The following is a 21,310-nucleotide window of genomic DNA, read 5'->3' as shown; positions in this document are numbered from 1 at the left end:
TTTATTATATAAGTTGTCGAGTAAAGGGATTAGCAATCATAGTTGTGGGATAGTTTAATAACCTTTTGTAAGGTCGACTTGATTTTTTTCAAGTTTTCCAGCTTCAATAAAACTTTTTAAATTGCTCAAAAATATTCTGGTTAACTTTTCTTTAAAGCCGGCAGTCATACCTGAAATATGCGGGGTAATCAGAACATTATCTAGTGTCCATAATGGAGAGTCTTTGGGTAATGGTTCTTCTTCAAAAACATCCAGTGCGGCAAAACTAATTTGTTCATTATTGAGAGCGGAGAGCAAATCTGTTGTTTTGACCGAAGGTCCTCTTCCCACATTGATAAAAACAACTCCTTTTTTCATTGCATTAAACATAGCTTCATCGTATAAATAATACGTTTCCTCTGTTAACGGTAAAATATTAACAACAATATCCATGTCCTGAATAATTCGACTCATATTTTTTTGTGAGTAACATTCCAAAAAGCCAGATGATGGATGCCCCGTTGAATTGATGCCGTATGTCTGTATTTTTAATCCTTGAGCAAATGCAGCCAGCTGTTGTCCGATTTTTCCAGTGCCCACAATTAACATTTTTTGACCTGAAAGCTGCCGTATTTTACTGGTAGACCGGCTCCATGCGTTTTTCTTTTGATCAATGACTGCACTGCGCAATCCTCGATATTCGGATAATAAAACACCTAATACATGCTCAGTTATGGAAACACTGTGAATACCGCTGCCGTTAGATAATAAGATATTTTTGTTCTGAAAAGCAGCCAAATCAAAAGAATCAACTCCTGCCGAAATAGACTGTACCCATTGGAGCTGACTATGCGGATTCGCTAATAGACGAGGGCCTATTTCCTTGTTCCAGCCGAGCATAATAGCTATATCCTCTTCGTTAAACGTTTGAGAGTCAGTTGACGAATCAAGCACAAGATAGTTTTCAGCAGTTTCTGTGATTCGTTTAATTTGTTCAGGCTTAAGCTTTTCCTGAAGAAAAATAATTGGTTTTCCCATGATAATATCCTCCCCTTCGCTAGTATCATTGTAACAAAGAATAGCGAAAACAAACAAAAAATGCACTCTTCTTGGAAAGAAGAATGCATCTCTATTTTATATTTCTTCACCACGGGCATAGGCTTCAGCTAATAGGTCTACCTCTTTTTTTAGTTCCTCTACCATGATTTCCTCTGGAACAGTTCGGATAATCTTTCCTTTTTTGAAAAGCATCCCTTTTCCTTGACCGCCTGCAATACCGATATCTGCTTCTCTGGCTTCTCCCGGACCGTTCACTGCACAGCCTAGAACGGCTACTTTGATGGGTGCCTTGATTTTTTCGATATAAGCTTCGATTTCATTAGCAATCGGAATCAAATCGATTTCAATCCGTCCGCAGGTTGGACAGGAGATTAGAGTTGCAGCATTACTTGCTAAGCCAAAGGCTTTTAGAACTTCTCTAGCCACCTTTATTTCTTCTACAGGATCAGCAGAAAGAGACACACGACAAGTATTTCCGATTCCTCGAGAAAGAAGAGCGCCCAGCCCGGCAGCCGACTTAATCCCGCCGGAAAACTGTGTGCCAGCCTCAGTAATACCTAAATGAAGCGGGTAGTCAAAGCTTTCTGCCGCCAGAGAATAAGCATCAATGGCAAGGTTCACATCACTGGCTTTTAAAGATACGATGATATCATAAAAATCCAAATCTTCTAAGATTTTAATATGTTCTATAGCACTGGCCACCATTGCTTCAGCAGTAGGATAGCCATATTGTTGAAGAAATTTCTTTTCTAACGAGCCGGCGTTGACACCGATTCTGATTGGAATCCCTTTTTCTTTGCAGGCAGCAACAACTTTTTCAACCCGGTCTTTCCGGCCGATATTTCCGGGGTTAATCCTGATTTTGTCGACGCCCTGCTCAATTGCTTTCAAGGCTAACCGATAATCAAAATGGATATCAGCAACTAAAGGAATATGGATTTGTTTTTTTATCGCACCTAATGCATTTGCTGCTGCTTCATCAGGAACAGCCACCCGCACAATCTGACAGCCAGCTTCTTCTAATTCCAAAATCTGAGCAACAGTTCCTTCTACATCGTGCGTTTTTGTTGTGCACATACTTTGAATGAACAATTCATTACTTCCGCCAATTGTTAAGTCGCCAACCTTTACCGGGCGAGTATTCTTTCGATGAACCATCTTCTTCATGAATCTCTCTCCTTTACCTTGTCTAATGGAATGGGGTGAAGCAGCTGAATCAAATGCTTATGAAACAGACAATGTATTCTAAAATATAGTATTTTCCGTTTATCAATAAACAATAGTAACATATTCCGGCAAAAGAAGAACTATAAAAATGTTTAAAATTGTGCTAAGAAAAAGAAGAAATTGAAGTGATGGCTTATATTTAACTGGAAAAATTGAGTTTTTTTGAGAGGAGTTGAAGTTATTTTTTAGTATTTTTCCCTGTATAGTGCAGGAAAGCAAAAAAAACGTGGAAAAAAGAGTGTTTGTAAGCAATTATTTTGAAGGTTGGCTTCAAGTTTGTTATGCTGATATTGTATAGAGTTTAAAACATTGATTTTGGAGGAGATTTAAGATGACTTATAAACTACCAGATTTACCTTATGCTTACGATGCTTTGGAACCAAACATTGACACAGAAACGATGCATTTGCACCATGACAAGCATCATAATACCTATGTAACCAACTTGAATGGTGCAATTGAGAAGCATCCTGAATTGGGCGAGAAATCGGTTGAAGCATTAATTGCTGATTTAGATAGTATTCCAGAAGATATCCGCGGTGTTGTGAGAAACAATGGCGGCGGCCATGCAAATCATACATTTTTCTGGGAAATTATGGGACCTAATGGCGGTGGAGAACCGACTGGGGATATCAAAACAGCCATTGATGAAGCATTTGGAAGCTTTGAGGCGTTTAAAGAAGAATTCAAAACTGCAGCGACTGGACGTTTCGGTTCAGGCTGGGCTTGGTTAATTGTTAATAACGGTAAGCTTGAAATCACATCAACACCAAATCAGGACTCTCCTTTAATGGAAGGCAAGAAACCTGTTTTAGGTTTAGATGTTTGGGAACACGCATATTATTTGAAGTATAAAAATGTACGTCCTGATTATATTGCTGCATTTTGGAATGTTGTAAATTGGGATAAAGTAAATGAAAATCTAAAGAATGCAAAATAAAAATTAATAAAAAAGAGGAGAAGTAAAAAAATTACTGTTCTCCTCTTTTTTTTTATGGCATACTAGTAGTTGGAGTGTTCTCAGGAAAAGGGAGGTTTCTTAAATTGAATGTGTCTTTGTATAAAGTACATGGATCGGGTAATGATTTTTTTATTTTAGATGAAAGAAAGCTTTCAAAACCGCTGACAAGCTCAGAGATTGAGCAGCTAAGAATCAATCTGTGCGACCGTGAAACAGGGCTTTTAGGCGGAGCGGATGGAATTCTGCTTATAGAAAATGTGAGTAAAGGAACAAGTCTGGCTAAAATGCGTGTTATAAACAGAGATGGAAGCGAAGCAAGTATGTGCGGCAATGGATTGCGCACAGTAGCTAGATACCTCTCTGATAGCTACCAAAAGGAATTCTTTTCAATAGAAACAATGTTTGCTGATTTAAAGGTTGGAAAAACAGACAGCTTTGCAGAAGGCGTGCCTGCTTATCAGGTAGAAATATCACCGGTCAGCTTTGACAAGGATGCTGTCCCTATGATTTATTCCCAACAAACCATAATTGACAAGATGATTCCAGAGCTTTCTAATACTTTGCACTTTTCAGTAGTTTCTGTACCCAATCCCCATTTAATTGCGTTTGTTGATCATAAGGGACTGTATGATGGAGAATTAGAGCGGATTGCAGCTTATGTCAATGGCGAAAATCCAATTTTTCTCGATGGCATTAATGTTAGTTTTGTTGAAGTAGTTGCCGAAAACAAATTGTTTGTGCGGACGTATGAGCGAGGTGTCGGCTTAACCAGCGCCTGTGGAACAGCTATGTGTGCAAGCAGCTTAATGTATGCGCTGCTGTATTCCAGACGCTTTTGTGAAAAGATTACCGTGAAAAATACGGGAGGAATGGTTCAGACCGTTGTCCATGAAACCGGAGACGGAGGTTACTGGATGGAGCTAATAGGAAATGCAACAATTACCCATCGGATTAACGGAACCTTACCAGCATTGCTTGATGAAACCTTTAATAAGCTTATAATTGAAGAAACGGATGAGCAAACGGCGTATCTTGAATTTATAAAAAGTATAATATAGTATGGTAAAAAGTATGAATAAGTGTATAATTTGAGGTTAGAATAAATTATTTTCCGCTAATTAGAAATATTAGCAGTAACCAGGAGGAAAAAATGGAAGAGACAATAAGTTTGAAAGATATATTTAGAATTTTAAGAAAGCGGCTGTTTTTGATAATCTTTGGAATCATCGTAGGAGTTACTGCTGCGGGAGTGCTTACTTTTTTAGTAATTGCACCCAAATACAGTTCTCAGGCGCAGTTAATTGTTCGGTTGCCTCAGGGAGAAATAAATAATGTAAATGATATTAATGCTAATCTACAGATGATTAATACATATATGGATTTAATCACTAGTGACACAGTCTTAAGTGCTGTTCAACAGAAAATGAAAGAAGAATACAATCAGGAAATAACTATTGAAAGTTTGAAAGCAAGTTTACAAGTAAAGCAGTCTCAAAACTCTCAAATGTTTTCGATTAGTTCAACCACGGATGATCCAATTCTATCGGAGCAAATAGCCAATCAGACGTCTACGGTTTTTAAAGACACTGCGTTGAACACATTAAATGTTGACAAAATTACGATTATTTCTAACGCCTCAGCTAATGTCATTCCTGTTTCACCCAATAATAAGTTGAATTTGGCGATTGGATTGCTAGGCGGCTTATTAGCGGGGATTCTATGTGCGTTTCTAATTGAATTATTTGATCGTTCGCTAAAAGATGAACACTTTATTTCTGAGGATTTGGAGTTACCAATACTAGGAGTTGTGCCAAATATGTCGGCCAAAGAGTTGAATGTAAAAATATCGAGAATTACTTCTGAACAGAATGATGAGCTTCAGGAAAATGCACCAAAAGAAAATGGGCAGCAGCCATTACGTAGAACTCGAACAAGATTATAGGAGAAAAGCGAATGAAAAATAATATGAAAAAACAAGATACAGAAAAAGGCGTTAGTCTGATTACTCTAGCAGACAAAGCGTCTCCCGTTTCAGAACAGTATCGGACAATTCGTACAAATATTCAGTATTCCATGATAGATCATGATTTACACACCTTAGTAATCACTTCATCTGGTCCGGGTGAAGGGAAATCGACTACTTCAGCTAATCTGGCTGTTGTCTTTGCTGATTCCGGAAAGAAAGTTCTGCTGGTGGATGCAGATTTGCGAAAACCAACAGTAGCCAAAACATTTAATTTATCTAATGTAAATGGTTTAAGCAGTATCTTAGGAAAGCGGCAGGTGAATATTCAAGAAATTATTCAGAGGTCAGGAGTAGATAATCTTCATATTTTACCTAGTGGACCTAAACCGCCAAATCCTTCAGAATTGCTTGGATCTGCTCGAATGAGCCGCTTGATTGAGGAACTAAAGCATAGCTACGATTTAATTATTTTTGATATGCCTCCAGTTGTAACAGTTACAGATGCTCAGATTTTGTCATCTAAAGCAGATGGAACGATTGTAGTAGCTAGAGAAGATGTGTCCAATCGTGAGGCGTTGAGAAAAGCGAAAAGTTTACTGAATTATGTTGATGCCAATATTTTGGGTGTTGTATATAATGGTGCCAGAAATATGACTGAACAAGGCTATTATTACGGGTAAGAGAAACAAGAACAAAGGTAGGCGAGTAGAATGATTGATTTGCATTGCCATATTTTGCCAGGGATAGATGATGGCGCTCAAACGTTGGAAGATTCTATTGCTATGGCTGAAACAGCCGTAGCACAAGGAATTGAGCATATCCTTTGTACTCCACATCATAACAACGGCAGCTACAATAATCCAGCTGCCCAAGTTATTTTAAAAGTTAGGGAGCTTCAGGGGGTTTTAGATTTACGTGGAATTCCTTTAACTTTATATGAAGGACAGGAAGTACATATTACTGAAAAGTTACTTCAACAGATTCAAGATGGGGATATACTTTTTGCGGATTTGAATGATAAATATATACTAATAGAGTTTCCTTTTGAGGGAATCCCAGAGTACACTGAACCAATTTTTTTTGAGTTAACCCAAAGAGGACATCGTCCAATCATTGTTCATCCAGAACGTAACAGTACTTTTATTGAAGATCCTAACCGACTTATCCCATTTATTCAAATGGGGGCATTGGCTCAATTAACAGCACCAAGTTATCTAGGTGTCTTTGGTAGAGAGATTGAACAAGCTGCTAAGCTGATGGTGGAACATAATCTGGTGCAGATGATGGCCTCTGATGCTCATAATACAAAAAGACGCAGTTTTTTTATGCAACGGGCATTTAAAGCAATTGAACAAGATTTTGGCAAGAGAAAAGTAACTGCAATGGAGTTTTGCGCACGGGATGTATTGAATGGAGACGAAATAGCAAGACCTGCATTTAAGGAGATTAAACGGAAGAAATTCCGATTGTTTTAGAAAGAGTGGCTAGTGGTATGTCGAGAATCCAGAAATTATTGATGCTAGTATCAATAGATTCTATCATCATTATTGGGGCAAATATATTTACGTATTTTTATATGATGCCTTACATTCATATTTCAACAGATTTTGTATTTGTTAGTACATTGTTACAATTGTTTTTTTACATAATATTTGGTTTTGTTTTTAAAATTTTTACTCGAATCAATCGTTTCACTAATTTAAGAGAAATGATTGCGATTTTTTTTGCTACAAGTATCAGTCTTCTTTTGGAAGGAATCATTCTTTTTAGAGAAAGCCGTCGTTTTTTGTTGCTAACTTATCTAATCACCACTTTTATTATTATATCAAGTCGGTTAGTATGGCGTTTATTTATCGAGTGGCGTAACGGGAAGCGTGGTGTCAATCCTAAAGCTAAGAAAACGTTAATCATTGGTGCTGGAGAAGGCGGTCGAATATTGCTTTCAAGTCTGAGCACTTCAACAACTAGCAGAGACATACAAGTCGTTGGGTTTATTGATGACGCATCTGATAAATATAGAATGTACTTATCTGGCGTAAAGGTCTTAGGAAAAACAACCGATATTCCTCAAATTGTTGAGGAGTACAATGTTGAGATGCTGACAATAGCGATTCCTTCTTTAAAGAAAGAGGAGTTACAAAGGATTTTGGATATTGTAACGCCTCTTGGTTTGCCTGTTAATGCTATGCCGGCATTAGAAGAGGTAGCTTCGGGCAATATCACCATCTCTCGATTAAAACAAATAAATGTAGTAGATTTGTTGGGGAGAGAAGAAGTTAAGCTGGATATGAATCAGCTAAAGGGGAAAATTACAAACAAGATAATTTTGGTGACAGGTGCTGGGGGATCAATTGGTTCGGAGATTTGTCGGCAGCTGATGCGTTTTAACCCTAAGAAGCTTATTTTATTGGGGCATGGAGAGAATTCAATTTATTTGATTCATAAGGAGCTTACCAATAAATATCCTAATAAACTGACAGAGATTATTCCAATTATTGCTGATATTCAGGACAAACAACGGTTAGTAGACGTGATGAGTATATACAAACCGGACACTGTCTATCACGCAGCCGCTCATAAACATGTTCCGTTAATGGAATACAACCCGATTGAAGCAGTGAAAAACAATGTGTACGGTACAAAGAATGTTGCTGAGGCCGCCAAAGAGTGTGGAGTTGAAAACTTTGTTATGATTTCAACAGATAAAGCAGTAAATCCGCCGAATGTTATGGGTGCAACGAAACGAATTGCTGAGATGATTGTTACAGGTATGAATGAAGAAGGCTGTACCAAGTTTTGTGCTGTTCGCTTTGGAAATGTATTGGGCAGCCGCGGTAGTGTGATTCCTGTTTTTGAAGAACAAATAAGTCGTGGGGGACCAGTAACAGTTACCGATTTTCGGATGACTAGATATTTTATGACGATTCCGGAAGCTAGCCGTTTGGTTATTCAAGCTGGGGCTTTGGCAAACGGCGGAGAAATTTTTATTCTGGATATGGGAGAGCCAGTTAGGATTTATGATTTAGCCAAGAATATCATTCAGCTGAGTGGTTATCAGGAAGGCGAAATTGAAATTATAGAAACTGGTATTCGTCCAGGAGAGAAATTGTATGAAGAATTGTTAGTAAGTAAAGAGAAAAATTCAAAACAAGTCTATGAGAAAATCTTTATAGGGAATGTAAATGGCTTTTCAATTGAAGAAGTAATGGAGTTTGTTGAACATTTACCAAAAAATTCTGAGAAATTGAGTAAAGAGTTGGTAAAATTTGCCAATGAATCGAGTAAGTGAGGACTATAATGAAAAAGCTTATAATAATAGGTGCTGGTGGGCATGGGAAAGAAGTATGTTTTCTTGTTGAGCGACTTTCTGAATATGAACTGTTGGGGTTTTTAGACGATAATAAAGTTGGGGAAGTAGTGTGCGGTAAACCCGTACTTGGGGGCATTGCTGAAGCTGGCCAATTGCCTGTAGGAACCCATGTAGTCTTTGGAATATCAAGTCCACAATTTAAAGAAGATATATATAACCGATATTTTCGAGAGAAAAATGGAGAATTAGTATTTCCAAATCTTATTGATCCAAGTGTCTTGATGGGTAAGTCTGTGAAATTAGGAAAGGGTAATGTAATCATGGCGTATACAACATTAACAGAAGACATCGTTATCGGAGACTTCAATGCAGTAAATATTGGTTGTACAATTGGGCATGATGTAAGTGTCGGTGATTTTAATTCCATTTACCCTTCTGTAAATATATCTGGAAATGTTAATCTTGATAACAAAATACAATTAGGAGTAGGAAGTCAAATAATACAAAATATAAACATTGGCGAATCAGTTATTATTGGTGCAGGAAGTGTAGTAATAAATGAAATTGCTGATGGAAATAAAGTTGTAGGAGTTCCAGCTAAAGCAATAAGGGAGATGAAGAAAAAGTGACTAAAAAAATTCTTTTAGCTTCACCTCATATGAGTGATGAAGGTTATGAGCAAGCTTTTGTACAAGAAGCTTTTGACACAAATTGGATTGCTCCATTAGGAGAGAATGTAAATAAGTTTGAAGAAGAGCTGGCTGATTTGGTAAATATCGATCATGCTGCAGCGTTATCTTCAGGGACAGCTGCTATTCACTTGGCGCTAAAGGACACTGGAGTAGATAAAGGAGATATTGTTTTATGTCAGTCGTTAACTTTCTCAGCTACTGCTAATCCTATTATTTATCAGGGCGCGATACCCGTTTTTATTGATAGTGACTTTGCGACATGGAATATGGATCCTGTTTATCTGAGAAAGGCATTAGAAAAATATCCTCAGACCAAAGCAGTGATTGTGGTACACTTATATGGTTTGTCGGCTGCCATTGATGAAATTCAAGCAATTTGTGATGAATATGGTGTGACATTGATTGAAGATGCTGCAGAGTCACTGGGAACTACATATAAAGATAAGGCAACTGGAACATTTGGAAAATATGGTATTTATTCATTTAATGGGAACAAAATTATTACCACATCTGGTGGTGGTATGTTAGTTTCAAATGACAAGGAAGCGATTGATAAAGCACGATTCTGGGCCACTCAATCAAGGGATCAGGCAAGACATTATCAGCATAGTGAATTGGGATACAATTATCGCATGAGTAATATTGTTGCTGGCATTGGCCGGGGACAGTTAAAAATTTTAGCTGATCGAGTAAAAAAGAAAAATGAGATTTACCAGTTTTATAAAAAAGAACTTGAAGCGTTTGAACAAGTGTCATTCATGCCAGAAAATGAATGGAATCAGCCAAACTTTTGGCTGAGCTGTATCACGCTTAAAGGAGTTGCTCCGGAAGAAATAATGGATGCACTTGCTGAAGATGATATTGAATCACGACCAATTTGGAAGCCAATGCATATGCAGCCTTATTTTGAAGAGTATGATTATTTTGGTGACAAGGTTTCGCAGACGCTGTTTGAAACCGGCGTTTGTCTCCCTTCAGATACTAAAATGACAGATGAAGATCTTGAACGGGTAGTGAAGATTATCAAGAAGGTGTTGGCTGGTGACTAAACAGGGAGCATATGGAAAATGGGTTAAGCGTTTGTTAGATTGTTTATTATCTGCTATAGCACTAGTAGTGTTGAGTCCTATATATTTAATTGTTGCTTTATTGGTAAAAGTAAAATTGGGTGGTCCTATAATTTTTAAACAGCAAAGACCAGGACTAAATGAGAAAGTTTTTTCTATGTATAAGTTTAGAACGATGACAGATGAGCGAGATGAAAAGGGTGAGCTGTTGCCGGATGATATTCGACTAACTAAGTTTGGCAAATTTCTGCGCTCAACCAGTTTAGATGAATTGCCTGAGCTTTGGAATATTTTCAAAGGAGATATGGCAATTGTCGGACCACGACCTTTATTAGTTGAGTATTTACCACTGTACAACGAGGAACAGTGCAAACGGCATGATGTTCGGCCTGGACTAACAGGATTGGCTCAAGTAAATGGTAGAAATGCAATTAGCTGGGAAGAAAAGTTTAAGTTAGATGTTCATTATGTCCGTCATGTAACATTTTCTGAGGATATAAAGATTATCCTTTTAACGATAAAAAAGGTTATAAAAAAAGAAGATATTAATGCATCAGATCATGTAACCATTGAGAAATTTAAAGGAACAAAAAAGGGTTGTTAATCGGTTATATAGATGGCCAATTTTTTGATTATTATTACATATTATTTCAAGTAAAACAGTGGGTATGATTAATTGAGTTAGTTGAGGTGAAAGTTTTGAAAAATGTACTGATAGTTGCTTCGGCGCCATCAATGATTGGTCAATTTAATATAGAAAACATCTTAATTCTTCAAAGTATGGGATATACGGTTCATGTAGCCTGTAATTTTAATATTAAAGGAATAATGGATGAAGAAAGCTTAAACCAGTTAAGAAGAAAACTGGAAAATTTAGAAGTTATTGCACATCAGGTTGATTTTAAACGTGGTATTGGAGATATTAAAACTAATATTTCCTGCTATAAACAACTAGTGACTATCTTACAAGAAAATAAAATTGATTTTATGCATTGTCATTCTCCAATTGGTGGAGTATTGGGAAGGTTAGCGGCAAAAAAAGTAAAAATTCCCGTGATTTATACGGCTCATGGATTTCAATTTTTTCAAGGTGGCTCTCGAAAAGACTGGCTGCTATTCTATCCAGTAGAAAAATATCTTTCTAAATATACGGATATTCTCATTACTATTAATAATGAGGATTATAATTTGGCTAAGAAATTTAAATGTGGGAAATTATTTAAAGTTTCAGGAGTAGGAATTGATTATGAAAAATACTACAACCCAGTTTCTAGTGAAGTAATTCAAAGTATTAAAGAAGAACTGCGCATATCAGAGAAGTCAAAAGTGATGATTTCTGTTGGAGAACTTACTATAAGAAAAAACCATATCGCAGGTATTCATGCTTTATCGATATTAAATAACGAAAACATAATCTATTTGATTTGTGGCAGCGGTGCTGAGCTTGAAAATTTAAAAGCTGAAGCCGAAAGACTAGATGTTGCATCTCAAGTGATTTTCTTAGGATATCAATCAGCTATTGAAAATTACTACGCTATTTCTGATATTTCCTTATTTTTATCTAGACGAGAAGGTCTTGGCTTAGCGGGATTAGAAGCTATGGCTGCTGGACTTCCTTTGGTAAGTTCAGCTTTAGGTGGCATTAAAGATTATACAGAAGATGGTAAGACAGGATATACTATTGTTGATCCAACAAATTGTGAGGAAATTGCAGGCGCTATTCACAAACTATTTGATAAGAATAGTGAGGAGCTAAAAAAAATAGCAGAAAATAATAAAAATATTGCTAAAGAATATGACAAAAGTAAAGTAAATATACTCATGAGAGATATCTACGGGGCTATGGGAAAGGAAATATGATGGGTTACAAGGTTTTAGTTATAATGTCTACTTATAATGGTGAAAATTATTTGTCTGAGCAGCTTAATAGTATTTTTAACCAATCTGGGGTGGATGTTTCTGTTTGGGTTAGAGACGATGGTTCACAAGATAGAACTATGGAGATACTCGAAGAAAGTAGTAAAAAAAATTCCCTACGATTTTATAAAGATGGGAGTAATTTAGGTCCTGCTCGAAGTTTTCTGAAAGCGTTGAAAGATTCAGGAAATGACTATGATTTTTATGCATATGCTGATCAAGATGATATTTGGTTTCCTGAAAAAATGAAAAATGCTTGTGAGAAGCTTTCAACGTATCCTGTAGATCAGCCAAATTTATATTGTTCAACTTATGATGTTGTGGATAATAATCTTAATGTTCTTTTTAAAAGAGAAATGCATGCACATATACCATTGACATTAGAAGCAACGATTATCGACCGCTCTCCTTCAGGCTGTACAATGCTTTTCAATAAAACTCTAAGAGATATTCTTTGTACTTCTAATCCTAAAAGTATCCGAATGCATGATTATTGGACATTGCTGACTACAGAAGCATTGAACGGAAACATTTATTTTGATGAGAATTCCACGATGCTTTATCGACAACATGAATACAATAATGTAGGATATACAAATAAAAATGTCTTTAAACGAATACGTCGATTAGTGAAAAGTGCAGTTAAGCAAAAAAATGAACGACAGCAGCAAGCAATTTCAGTATATGAGTGTTATAAAGAACGAATTGAGTCTGAAAAGCTGGCGGAACTAAAAAAAGTGGTCTTTTATCGGGACAGTTTAAAAAATAGGTTTCGTTTGGTTAAAAGTAAAAATTTTGTAACAGATACCCACTTAAATACATGGTTATTTAAATTTTCTGTAATTTTAGGGATTTTTTAACTGAGAAGGAGATAATTAATAATTTGAAAATTGAAGTACAAGTGCTGCTTTCTTATTATAATGGCGAAAAGTATATTAAGGAGCAAGTTGAAAGTATTCATCGTCAAGAGGGACCATTCAAAGTTAAACTGCTTATTCGTGATGATGGCTCGCCAGAACCATTTCCAAAGTTTTTGAAAGAGGGAAATCAAGAAGTTATAGCAGGAACGAATATTGGTCCGAAGCTGAGCTTTTTGGAATTATTAAAAAAATCAGATAGTAGCTGTAGTTATTTTGCTTTTTCAGATCAAGATGATTATTGGGAATCTGATAAGCTGGCAGTAGCTGTTGAGAAACTTAAAAAATATGAAGAACCAGCATTATATATATCCAAGACTCAACTAACAGATTTAAATTTAAAAAAAACTGGTTTAGATAATTTTGAAGAGGGAGCCTTTTCATTTGGTCGCATAGTTATCAAAAATAATGGTGTGGGCTGTACGATGGTTATGAATAAAGCTCTAAGGGATACTGTAAATAGTATAAGTATCAAGAGTAACAATTCGAATTTTCTCCATGACCATCTGATCTATATGATTTGTTTGGGGGTTGGAGGGACAGTGATATATGACTCGACTCCTCACATTTTTTACAGACAACATGAAAAAAATGTTGTTGGTGATCGAAGTACCTTGTTGGAAAAAATTACTGATAATGGTTTTTTTGATTCTAGAAAGATTAGATACCATTGGTGTGAAGAACTATATGTTAACTATGGGGAAGTTCTTACTAGCGAAAATAGAGAGTTTTTAGAGGAAATACTTTCTTATGATAAAAAGCTGACTAATAAAATAAAACTTTGTATAAGCAAAAAGTTCGACACTCGGTCTATTCTAGAAAAATTAAATCTTAGTATGCTTATTCTTTTAGGAAAATATTAGTTTAATTGAAAACTTATAAAGGAGATATTATGGAAGAAAAGTTAGAAAACATTCGCTTTGGTAAACGAAGTATTCAGAAGTTGTTAATTAGCTTATTTCTATTTTTTGCTGTCTTTACGCCAGCAGATTCCTTAAACTTAAAATTATTCTTTTTTTCCATAATATTGTTAATTAATATATCGTTGTTTCTTGATTTTTATAGAAAAAAAGAGAATTTATACCTGTTGTTTTATACATTGATTTTCCCAGCTATTCTATTTATAGTATCTTTGATATTGACGGGTAATTTTTCTGACACATTGAAATACTTTTATGTTTTTACCTATCTATTGCTTATTCCTATAGTAGAGAGGTACAAAATTGATTATATTAAAATATTTATGAACTGCTTGAATATTATTTCTCTTACTATAGTACTTAGCTCCTTGTTAGACCTGTTAGGAATATTGAGTATTTATGTGAATCCATTGTTACAATTTTTGAGTACAAATGGGGAGGCGCAGATAAGCCTATCTATGTATGCTATTTTTAAATATGTTCTTTTTTTAAAGGGATCACCGCTCTTGATTATATCTTTATGTTATTATACATGGCATTATAGACTTGGATGGGCAACGGTGTCATTTCTTGGATTAATCTTGTCTGGAACTAGAGCTAATATATATATGGCATTGATGGCTATCGTTGTTTTAGCTTTTATAAATAATAGAAGTAGATGGTTAAAACCAATATTTCTAATTGTTTTAATTTTGATAGTAATTCTTTTTGGTGGGAATTTTATAGATAAAGTTGAAACAATAAATTGGGCAAAATCAACCGGAGATAGTATTAGAGAATTGAATGCTCAATCTATCTTGCTAAGTATGAAATCAAATCCTTTATCTTATTTTATAGGTAATGGGGCTATGTCTGCTTATTATGGATTGGGTCGTGGAGAATACTTGATGACATCAGAGCTTTCATATCTGGAACTATTTAGACAGACTGGGTTACTGGGAATCATACCATTTGGGCTATTTTTACTTAGACCACTTGCTACTTTTGTGGTTAAGAAAAATTCTTGGCTGCTGATAGGCTACAGTTTTTATTTGATAAAATGTGTATTTGATCCGTTCTTATTCACATCAACGGGATTTCTTTTGTATGTTTTAGTTTATTATGAGATGAGAAGAGGACAGGAAAATGATTTATTATCCAATAAAATATATTAGCAACCTATTAATAAATAGTGTAGTAGCTTTTTTGAATATTTTTATAAGAAGAGATAAAGATATTGTTTTAATTGGCGCTTGGATGGGAGAAAAGTTTACAGATAATTCGAGATACCTCTATCAGTACTTACACTACAATAAGCAGTCATTAAAATTAAACCGTGTTATTTGGGTAACTAGAAACAAAGCATTATTAGCGGAACTGCAAAGTAAAAATTATGAATGTTATAAAATGAATAGCTTGAAAAGCCTCTATTTTCACTTGAAATCAGGAGTGCATATAGTTTGTAATGTTCCACATAGTACAAAGAAATACAAAGGAGATATTTTAGGAGAACTCTCATTGGGGGCTAAAAGAATTCAGCTTTGGCATGGTATCCCATTAAAAGGTGTGGGTAATACTATTTCAACAAACTCAGCGATTCAAGCAACCAGCAATCCAATAAGAAAACTTTCAAAATCTTTAAAGAAATTTTATTTATTCAAGCACTTAATTCATGTATCAGGGGGCTGGGATGATTTTCGTTTGTTATCGACTAGTAAAGATGTCAGTAAAAGATTTGAAAGAATTTTTGATATCAGTCCCAATAAAATCATTGATTCATCTTATCCTAGAAACTGTGAATGTCTAGAGTATTTGCAAAAGGAACAGGAAGTTCTTGATAGAATAAGTTCAGCAGAATTTACCGTTTTATATCTGCCAACTTTTAGAGAAGGAAATATAAAGTTTGCATATCCTTTAGATACAGAAGAAATTAATAAATTGATAGACAAACATTCTATTTTATGGATAGAAAAACCTCATAGTGCAGATAACAATTTTGGAAAAAGATCGAATAATTTATCAAAGTGCACATTACTTTTGGAAAGTGAATTTGATATTAATACAATTGTTCCCAAAGTAGATTTGATTATTACAGATTATTCATCAGTGTCTTTTGATGCTATTTATTATAATAAGAAAGTCATTTACTATATTCCAGATTTTGATAATTATATTTCTAATGAACGGGGACTTTCTTCTGGTTTCGATGAGAATACAGCTGGTTTTATGGCTAAGTCTATTGAGAAATTATCTGAAAGTATCCTATATGATTATTTCAATAGAAAAAATAGTGATGATGAAGAAATGAAATTACAAAGTGTAAAAGAGCTTGTTTTTGATTCTAAGAAAGCAGCTTATAATCAAATTATCCATGATTTGGAATTAGAAGATAGAAAAAATAATTAAACATTTTTGAGTAAAAATATTCTTTTATGCTAACAATGGATGAACCAAATAAATGGAGAAATTGACAGATGAAAAAAATGCTTACTAATATTGTAATGAATGCATTGTATCAAGCATTGATTATACTTATACCAATAATAACTATTCCTTATGTAGCAAGAGTTCTTGGCGCTAGTACATTAGGAAAAAATACGTCAATTACATCAATGTCGCTTTTTTTAGGATATATAGTATTAATGGGGTTAGCTCAGTTGGGACCCAAAGAAATTTCTCAAGCTGAAGAAGAGAAGAGATACGAGGTGTTTAAGAAATTATGGCATATCCAGTTAATGATGGGTATCCTTGTTACGAGTTTGTTTACATGTATCACTTTTTTCTCAGAAGATAGAATTCTTTGGTGGACTCAAATTCCGTATTTGGCATCTGTAATCTTAGATATTTCCTGGCTGTTTATCGGTCTTGAGCAAGTGAAAAAAGTTGTTATTAGAAATACGAGTGTTAAATTGCTTTCACTCGTGCTGATATTTATTCTAGTCAGGCAAGAAAATGATCTATGGCTGTATCTTTTAATAAACAGTCTTAGTGTTGCCTTTGCAAATTTGTTGTTCTGGATAGATGTAAATCATAATTTTCCAAAACATACACAGAAAAATAAAATTGCAATAAAAGCATCGAAGATTTATATTGGGAGTGCATTAATTTTGTTACTTCCACAGTTGGCAGTACAAATATATACGAGTTTCGATAAAGTTCTAGTTGGGTTTATGGTTACTTCAGCAGAGCTTTCCTATTATGATCAATCGCAAAAAATTGCGAGAATTGTTTTAGCAATTATTACATCCATTAGCGTGGTTTTAATGCCCATGGTTGCAAAATTGGATAAAGAGAAAGGTAATACAGAAAAAGTTCAAAATTTACTTAAATATTCTCTAGATTACACTCTTATAGGCGCATTATTGTTTACAGCTTTAATTACTTTAAATGCAGATATATTTGTACCTTGGTTTTTAGGAAAAGAATTTATACCAATGATTCAACATATGAAATGGGTAAGCTTTATTATTATTCCAGTTGCTTATGGCGGTGTTTTTGCTAATCAGTTCACTTTGGCAAAAGGTTTATATAAAAGCTACTCTATTCCTTTTATAATAGGAGCCTTAACAAATATAACATTAAATCTTTTATTGACATCTTTAATGGGTTCGTTTGGTGCTACAATGGCACTCATTATTACTGAATGTATGGTTTGTTTCTTACGTATCTTTTTGATACGAAAACAAATGGAGTTCAAAATTTTTTTCAAGGGACAACTTCAAATAGTTATTTGTTTTCTACTAACGTGTGGTCTATTCTCCCATTTTAGAATTAATCTATCCAATGCTTTGCCAACGTTAATTATAAATGCTATTTTACAATCATTATTTTTCGTGTTCCTGTTATTAATAATAACAAATAGAGTAAAAACGGATTTAGCAAAAATTTTTTCGTTGAAAAAAAAGAATAAATCACAAAAGAAAGAGGGAAGTTAGTGAAAAAAATAATTACGTATGGCACGTTTGACTTATTGCACTACGGACATATAAATCTTTTAAGAAGAGCAAAAGAACAAGGGGACTACTTAATTGTAGCTTTATCAACTGATGAATTTAATTGGAACGAAAAACAAAAAAAATGCTATTTTTCTTTTGAAAAGAGGAAGCAGCTCTTAGAGGCTATAAGATATGTTGATTTAGTTATACCTGAAGAAAGCTGGGATCAAAAGGTTAGTGATATTAAAGAGTTTAGAGTTAATCGATTTGTTATGGGGGATGACTGGAAAGGTGAGTTTGATTTTATAGCAGATGAGACGGATGCTGAGGTAATTTATTTAGAGAGAACACCAGAAATCTCAACTTCTCAAATCAAAGAGGATTTAAATAAGAAAAACTTATAGTTATTGTCATCTTAAAGTATGCATGATGTGAGCGAAGTGATGAGATGATTATCAGTAGACGAATGTCTTAATTAGATATACAATAGGAGACGCTGATACTTATAATAGAAATAGTATTTGTTATGAATTTTGTGGATAATTTGAAAGTTTTGAACCTTAGAATGAAAAGTTTTATATTAGAGGAGAAAGCCAATCATGAATATTTCAGTTTTCGGTCTAGGCTACGTTGGTCTGGCAAATGCATTACTATTATCACAGAATGAGCAGGTTCAGGCATATGATATTGTTGGTGAGAAAATTGATATACTGAATAAAAGAGAATCGCCATTGGAAGATAAAGAAATCCATGAGTTTTTAGATAGAGATGACTTGAACGTGGAATTTACGAAAGACTTTGAAGCTGCTGTCCGTTTTGGCGATTATCTAATTATTGCGACACCAACGGACTATGATGAACAGAAAAATTATTTCAATACATCAACAGTTGAAAATGTGATTGAACAAGCACGAGCAATAAGACCAGATGCTGTATTTATTATTAAGTCAACCGTGCCTGTTGGCTATACACAAGCATTGAAAGAAAAATATGATACCGAAAATATCATATTTTCACCAGAGTTTTTACGAGAAGGCAGAGCACTGTATGATAATCTTTATCCTTCAAGAATTATCGTAGGCGAATGCTCTGAACGAGCTCAGGAGCTTGCAGATATGTTTTTGCGAAATACAGTGGAAAAGAATAGTCAGGTTTTATTGACGCATTCTACAGAAGCCGAAGCAATTAAATTGTTTTCGAATACCTATCTGGCTTTAAGAGTTGCCTACTTCAATGAACTGGATACGTATGCTGAATCAAGAGGATTGGATGCAAAACAGATTATTGAAGGTGTGGGGCTTGATCCAAGAATCGGTTCCCATTATAATAATCCATCCTTTGGGTATGGCGGTTATTGCTTGCCGAAAGACACCAAGCAGCTGCGTGCCAATTATGAAGATGTTCCCAATAATATCATTGGTGCTATCGTGGATGCTAATCGGACAAGAAAAGATTTTATAGCAGAGCAAATTCTTAGCAGAAAGCCAAATACTGTAGGGATATATCGTTTGACGATGAAGGCAAATTCGGATAATTTCCGTTATTCGTCTATTCAGGGTGTAATGAAACGTCTAAAGGCCAAGGGCATTGAAGTAGTTGTTTATGAACCCGCATTGGATGAAGAGGAATTTTATCACTCCAAAGTAATCAAAGATCTTCAGGAGTTTAAAGAACTATCTGATGTGATTGTCTCAAATCGATTTGAAGACGACTTGGCTGATGTTGAAGAAAAAATTTATACAAGAGATTTATTTAAACGGGATTAAGCGTTATCCCGTTTTTTCGATGTTATTGTTTCTTAAACTATGTAGAGAACCACTGAGTCGAGAAAATTTGGATTTCTTATGTTCAGTATTTTACAATTGTGTTAAGATATCATGCCAATTTTTCAAAAATATTGCTAGCCCGGGGAATTTATGAGAAAATGATTGGGTGTAACGATTCTTGTGTAAATGAGGAAGTGTCTTATGAATCTATGGAAAAAACTGGTACTGTCATTTTTAGGACTGGTATTGATACTGATTGCTGGTGTTTGTGCCTACGGTCTAAAAATGTATTCAGATGCCACTGATACAGTAACAGATGTTTATGAATCGATCGAAAGAGTATCTACAAAGCGGGAAACAGCAGTGAATATTGATGCTCAAGAGCCTTTTTCAGTTTTATTGATGGGAATCGATAACGGAGACCTTGGGCGAGCTGAAGAAGATGGCGGTCGTTCTGATACCTTAATGGTTGTAACCGTAAATCCGAAAGAAAATAAATCAACAATGATTAGTTTAAGTCGAGATACGTTAACTGAAATTGTAGGAAATGATACAAATGATAAATTGAATCATGCCTATGCTTATGGCGGAGCTAAGATGGCGATTGAAACAGTGGAAAATCTGCTGGATATCCCAATTGACAGCTATGTTTCCATCAATATGAGAGGTCTAAAAGACTTAATTGAAGCAGTCGGGGGCATCGATGTGGATAATCCATATGCAACAGAGTTGGATGGTATTGAACTGCCTAAAGGACCAATGACATTGAATGGAGAGACAGGTTTAGCTTATGCTAGATACCGTTATGATGATCCAGAAGGAGATACTGGCCGTCAGAAACGGCAGCGGGAAGTTGTTGAAAAGATTGTCCGAAAAGTAATGAGTTTAAATGGTGTAACTCAGTATAAAAGTATTTTAAATGCTGTGAAGGATAATGTTAAAACTGATTTAACCTGGGATGATATGATTGATATTCAGAAGAAATATATGTCGGCATTCCAGACGATTGATTCATTGCAGATAGAAACAACTGGCGAAATGATTAATGGTGTATCTTATCAAATCATGAATCCTGATAACCTGTTTGAAGTACAGACAAAACTTCGGGAGCAGCTGGGTTTGCCTAAAAATGAAGAAATGCTGGCGGAACTGACAAATAAGTTATCTATTTACTCATCAAATGCTGGGACAGCGGATAGCACCTATTATGAAGATCAGGATTATTATGATCAAAATACGTATGTGGACCCTAATGCTGCTAACCAAACATATTATGGAAATGATCAAACTGGTGCTAGTTATAATCAGGGTTATCAGGCACCTGTTTATAATGAACCAGTGACTCCTGCTGAAACAACGCCTCAATATGAAGCTCCTGTAGATCCCAATACGGGCGTTGATGGAACCGGCAGTACAGACACTGGTGCTGGAGTTCAGCCAGAGGCTCCTGCAGATGTACAAAATGCAGAGGATACCTGAATAATCTGAAAAAAAAAGTAAGAGATTGAAAGCAGAAGCACTGTCAGAGTGTTTCTGTTTTTTTCTTTTATCTAATCTTTTAGGTAGAAATTTGAAAATAAAAGTGGTATAATTGGACTATACCAAATACGAAAGA

Annotated in this window: 20 protein-coding genes; 18 read left to right on the top strand and 2 right to left on the bottom strand. The window is 35.1% G+C overall.

The genetic code is table 11. The features are described 5' to 3' along the window. Positions 1-54 precede the first annotated feature (54 nt). Positions 55-1,017: a phosphoglycerate dehydrogenase gene (locus tag ACPWSO_RS13430; RefSeq protein WP_426084086.1), complete on the bottom strand. Its 963-nt coding sequence runs from the start codon at positions 1,015-1,017 to the stop codon at positions 55-57. Positions 1,018-1,113: 96 nt separating this feature from the next. Beyond that, positions 1,114-2,205 carry a flavodoxin-dependent (E)-4-hydroxy-3-methylbut-2-enyl-diphosphate synthase gene (ispG, locus tag ACPWSO_RS13425; RefSeq protein ID WP_426084085.1) on the bottom strand — a complete coding sequence of 364 codons (1,092 nt, stop codon included), beginning with the start codon at positions 2,203-2,205 and terminating at the stop codon, positions 1,114-1,116. Positions 2,206-2,596: 391 nt separating this feature from the next. Here ispG and ACPWSO_RS13420 point away from each other — a divergent pair, with 391 nt between their 5' ends. The 18 genes from ACPWSO_RS13420 to ACPWSO_RS13335 all read left to right on the top strand — a co-directional run bounded on the left by ACPWSO_RS13420 (position 2,597) and on the right by ACPWSO_RS13335 (position 21,174). Beyond that, on the top strand, positions 2,597-3,205 hold the full coding sequence (locus ACPWSO_RS13420) for a superoxide dismutase (protein WP_426084084.1): 609 nt from the start codon (positions 2,597-2,599) through the stop codon (positions 3,203-3,205). Between the two features lie 110 nt (positions 3,206-3,315). Next, a complete protein-coding gene (gene dapF / locus ACPWSO_RS13415) occupies positions 3,316-4,284 on the top strand; it encodes a diaminopimelate epimerase (RefSeq protein ID WP_426084127.1) in 969 nt (322 codons plus the stop codon). A 92-nt stretch (positions 4,285-4,376) separates the two neighbouring features. Next, positions 4,377-5,168: a YveK family protein gene (locus ACPWSO_RS13410; protein ID WP_426084083.1), complete on the top strand. Its 792-nt coding sequence runs from the start codon at positions 4,377-4,379 to the stop codon at positions 5,166-5,168. A gap of 11 nt (positions 5,169-5,179) precedes the next feature. Next, positions 5,180-5,872, top strand: a complete 693-nt coding sequence (locus ACPWSO_RS13405; RefSeq protein WP_426084082.1) for a CpsD/CapB family tyrosine-protein kinase — start codon at positions 5,180-5,182, stop codon at positions 5,870-5,872. Between the two features lie 30 nt (positions 5,873-5,902). Further along, positions 5,903-6,667 carry a tyrosine-protein phosphatase gene (locus tag ACPWSO_RS13400; RefSeq protein ID WP_426084081.1) on the top strand — a complete coding sequence of 255 codons (765 nt, stop codon included), beginning with the start codon at positions 5,903-5,905 and terminating at the stop codon, positions 6,665-6,667. Positions 6,668-6,684: 17 nt separating this feature from the next. After that, entirely contained in the window at positions 6,685-8,481 is a 1,797-nt protein-coding gene (locus ACPWSO_RS13395) for a polysaccharide biosynthesis protein (protein ID WP_426084080.1), read from the top strand. 8 nt (positions 8,482-8,489) lie between these two features. Next, positions 8,490-9,131 (top strand): acetyltransferase, encoded by a 642-nt coding sequence (locus ACPWSO_RS13390; RefSeq protein ID WP_426084079.1) that lies wholly within the window; start codon positions 8,490-8,492, stop codon positions 9,129-9,131. Positions 9,132-9,160: 29 nt separating this feature from the next. Further along, positions 9,161-10,243 (top strand): DegT/DnrJ/EryC1/StrS family aminotransferase, encoded by a 1,083-nt coding sequence (locus tag ACPWSO_RS13385; RefSeq protein ID WP_426084126.1) that lies wholly within the window; start codon positions 9,161-9,163, stop codon positions 10,241-10,243. Continuing rightward, on the top strand, positions 10,236-10,865 hold the full coding sequence (locus tag ACPWSO_RS13380) for a sugar transferase (RefSeq protein WP_426084078.1): 630 nt from the start codon (positions 10,236-10,238) through the stop codon (positions 10,863-10,865). The genes ACPWSO_RS13385 and ACPWSO_RS13380 overlap by 8 nt, the downstream gene beginning before the upstream one ends. Before the next feature lie 95 nt (positions 10,866-10,960). Further along, positions 10,961-12,121, top strand: a complete 1,161-nt coding sequence (locus tag ACPWSO_RS13375; protein ID WP_426084077.1) for a glycosyltransferase — start codon at positions 10,961-10,963, stop codon at positions 12,119-12,121. Next, positions 12,118-13,038 (top strand): glycosyltransferase, encoded by a 921-nt coding sequence (locus ACPWSO_RS13370; protein WP_426084076.1) that lies wholly within the window; start codon positions 12,118-12,120, stop codon positions 13,036-13,038. Before ACPWSO_RS13375 ends, ACPWSO_RS13370 begins: the two co-directional genes overlap by 4 nt. 23 nt (positions 13,039-13,061) lie before the next feature. Further along, positions 13,062-13,958 (top strand): glycosyltransferase, encoded by an 897-nt coding sequence (locus ACPWSO_RS13365; protein WP_426084075.1) that lies wholly within the window; start codon positions 13,062-13,064, stop codon positions 13,956-13,958. Positions 13,959-13,987: 29 nt separating this feature from the next. Then, positions 13,988-15,169 (top strand): O-antigen ligase family protein, encoded by a 1,182-nt coding sequence (locus ACPWSO_RS13360; protein WP_426084074.1) that lies wholly within the window; start codon positions 13,988-13,990, stop codon positions 15,167-15,169. After that, positions 15,141-16,400 carry a CDP-glycerol glycerophosphotransferase family protein gene (locus tag ACPWSO_RS13355; RefSeq protein WP_426084073.1) on the top strand — a complete coding sequence of 420 codons (1,260 nt, stop codon included), beginning with the start codon at positions 15,141-15,143 and terminating at the stop codon, positions 16,398-16,400. The genes ACPWSO_RS13360 and ACPWSO_RS13355 overlap by 29 nt, the downstream gene beginning before the upstream one ends. Before the next feature lie 68 nt (positions 16,401-16,468). Continuing rightward, entirely contained in the window at positions 16,469-17,929 is a 1,461-nt protein-coding gene (locus ACPWSO_RS13350; RefSeq protein ID WP_426084072.1) for an oligosaccharide flippase family protein, read from the top strand. After that, the gene (gene tagD / locus ACPWSO_RS13345; RefSeq protein WP_426084071.1) at positions 17,929-18,333 is read left to right on the top strand and encodes a glycerol-3-phosphate cytidylyltransferase; all 405 of its coding nucleotides are present in this window, start codon (positions 17,929-17,931) and stop codon (positions 18,331-18,333) included. The genes ACPWSO_RS13350 and tagD overlap by 1 nt, the downstream gene beginning before the upstream one ends. Before the next feature lie 195 nt (positions 18,334-18,528). Beyond that, positions 18,529-19,695 carry a nucleotide sugar dehydrogenase gene (locus ACPWSO_RS13340; protein WP_426084070.1) on the top strand — a complete coding sequence of 389 codons (1,167 nt, stop codon included), beginning with the start codon at positions 18,529-18,531 and terminating at the stop codon, positions 19,693-19,695. Between the two features lie 201 nt (positions 19,696-19,896). Continuing rightward, on the top strand, positions 19,897-21,174 hold the full coding sequence (locus ACPWSO_RS13335; protein WP_426084069.1) for an LCP family protein: 1,278 nt from the start codon (positions 19,897-19,899) through the stop codon (positions 21,172-21,174). The last annotated feature ends 136 nt before the right edge of the window (positions 21,175-21,310 follow it).

The organism is Enterococcus sp. LJL51, from assembly GCF_049894025.1.
In the GTDB taxonomy this organism is placed as follows: Bacteria; Bacillota; Bacilli; order Lactobacillales; family Enterococcaceae; genus Enterococcus_L.
Note: the sequence above shows the minus strand (reverse complement) of the source record. Positions and strands in the feature narration are given on the sequence as shown.

What these genes read in the sequence shown, in the direction of transcription:
- ACPWSO_RS13430 (WP_426084086.1), bottom strand. Translation starts at nt 1,017, where the DNA reads ATGGGAAAACCAATTATTTTTCTTCAGGAAAAGCTTAAGCCTGAACAA.
- ispG (WP_426084085.1), bottom strand. Translation starts at nt 2,205, where the DNA reads ATGAAGAAGATGGTTCATCGAAAGAATACTCGCCCGGTAAAGGTTGGC.
- ACPWSO_RS13420 (WP_426084084.1), top strand. Translation starts at nt 2,597, where the DNA reads ATGACTTATAAACTACCAGATTTACCTTATGCTTACGATGCTTTGGAA.
- ACPWSO_RS13410 (WP_426084083.1), top strand. Translation starts at nt 4,377, where the DNA reads ATGGAAGAGACAATAAGTTTGAAAGATATATTTAGAATTTTAAGAAAG.
- ACPWSO_RS13405 (WP_426084082.1), top strand. Translation starts at nt 5,180, where the DNA reads ATGAAAAATAATATGAAAAAACAAGATACAGAAAAAGGCGTTAGTCTG.
- ACPWSO_RS13400 (WP_426084081.1), top strand. Translation starts at nt 5,903, where the DNA reads ATGATTGATTTGCATTGCCATATTTTGCCAGGGATAGATGATGGCGCT.
- ACPWSO_RS13395 (WP_426084080.1), top strand. Translation starts at nt 6,685, where the DNA reads ATGTCGAGAATCCAGAAATTATTGATGCTAGTATCAATAGATTCTATC.
- ACPWSO_RS13390 (WP_426084079.1), top strand. Translation starts at nt 8,490, where the DNA reads ATGAAAAAGCTTATAATAATAGGTGCTGGTGGGCATGGGAAAGAAGTA.
- ACPWSO_RS13385 (WP_426084126.1), top strand. Translation starts at nt 9,161, where the DNA reads ATGAGTGATGAAGGTTATGAGCAAGCTTTTGTACAAGAAGCTTTTGAC.
- ACPWSO_RS13370 (WP_426084076.1), top strand. Translation starts at nt 12,118, where the DNA reads ATGATGGGTTACAAGGTTTTAGTTATAATGTCTACTTATAATGGTGAA.
- ACPWSO_RS13360 (WP_426084074.1), top strand. Translation starts at nt 13,988, where the DNA reads ATGGAAGAAAAGTTAGAAAACATTCGCTTTGGTAAACGAAGTATTCAG.
- ACPWSO_RS13355 (WP_426084073.1), top strand. Translation starts at nt 15,141, where the DNA reads ATGATTTATTATCCAATAAAATATATTAGCAACCTATTAATAAATAGT.
- ACPWSO_RS13350 (WP_426084072.1), top strand. Translation starts at nt 16,469, where the DNA reads ATGAAAAAAATGCTTACTAATATTGTAATGAATGCATTGTATCAAGCA.
- ACPWSO_RS13340 (WP_426084070.1), top strand. Translation starts at nt 18,529, where the DNA reads ATGAATATTTCAGTTTTCGGTCTAGGCTACGTTGGTCTGGCAAATGCA.
- ACPWSO_RS13335 (WP_426084069.1), top strand. Translation starts at nt 19,897, where the DNA reads ATGAATCTATGGAAAAAACTGGTACTGTCATTTTTAGGACTGGTATTG.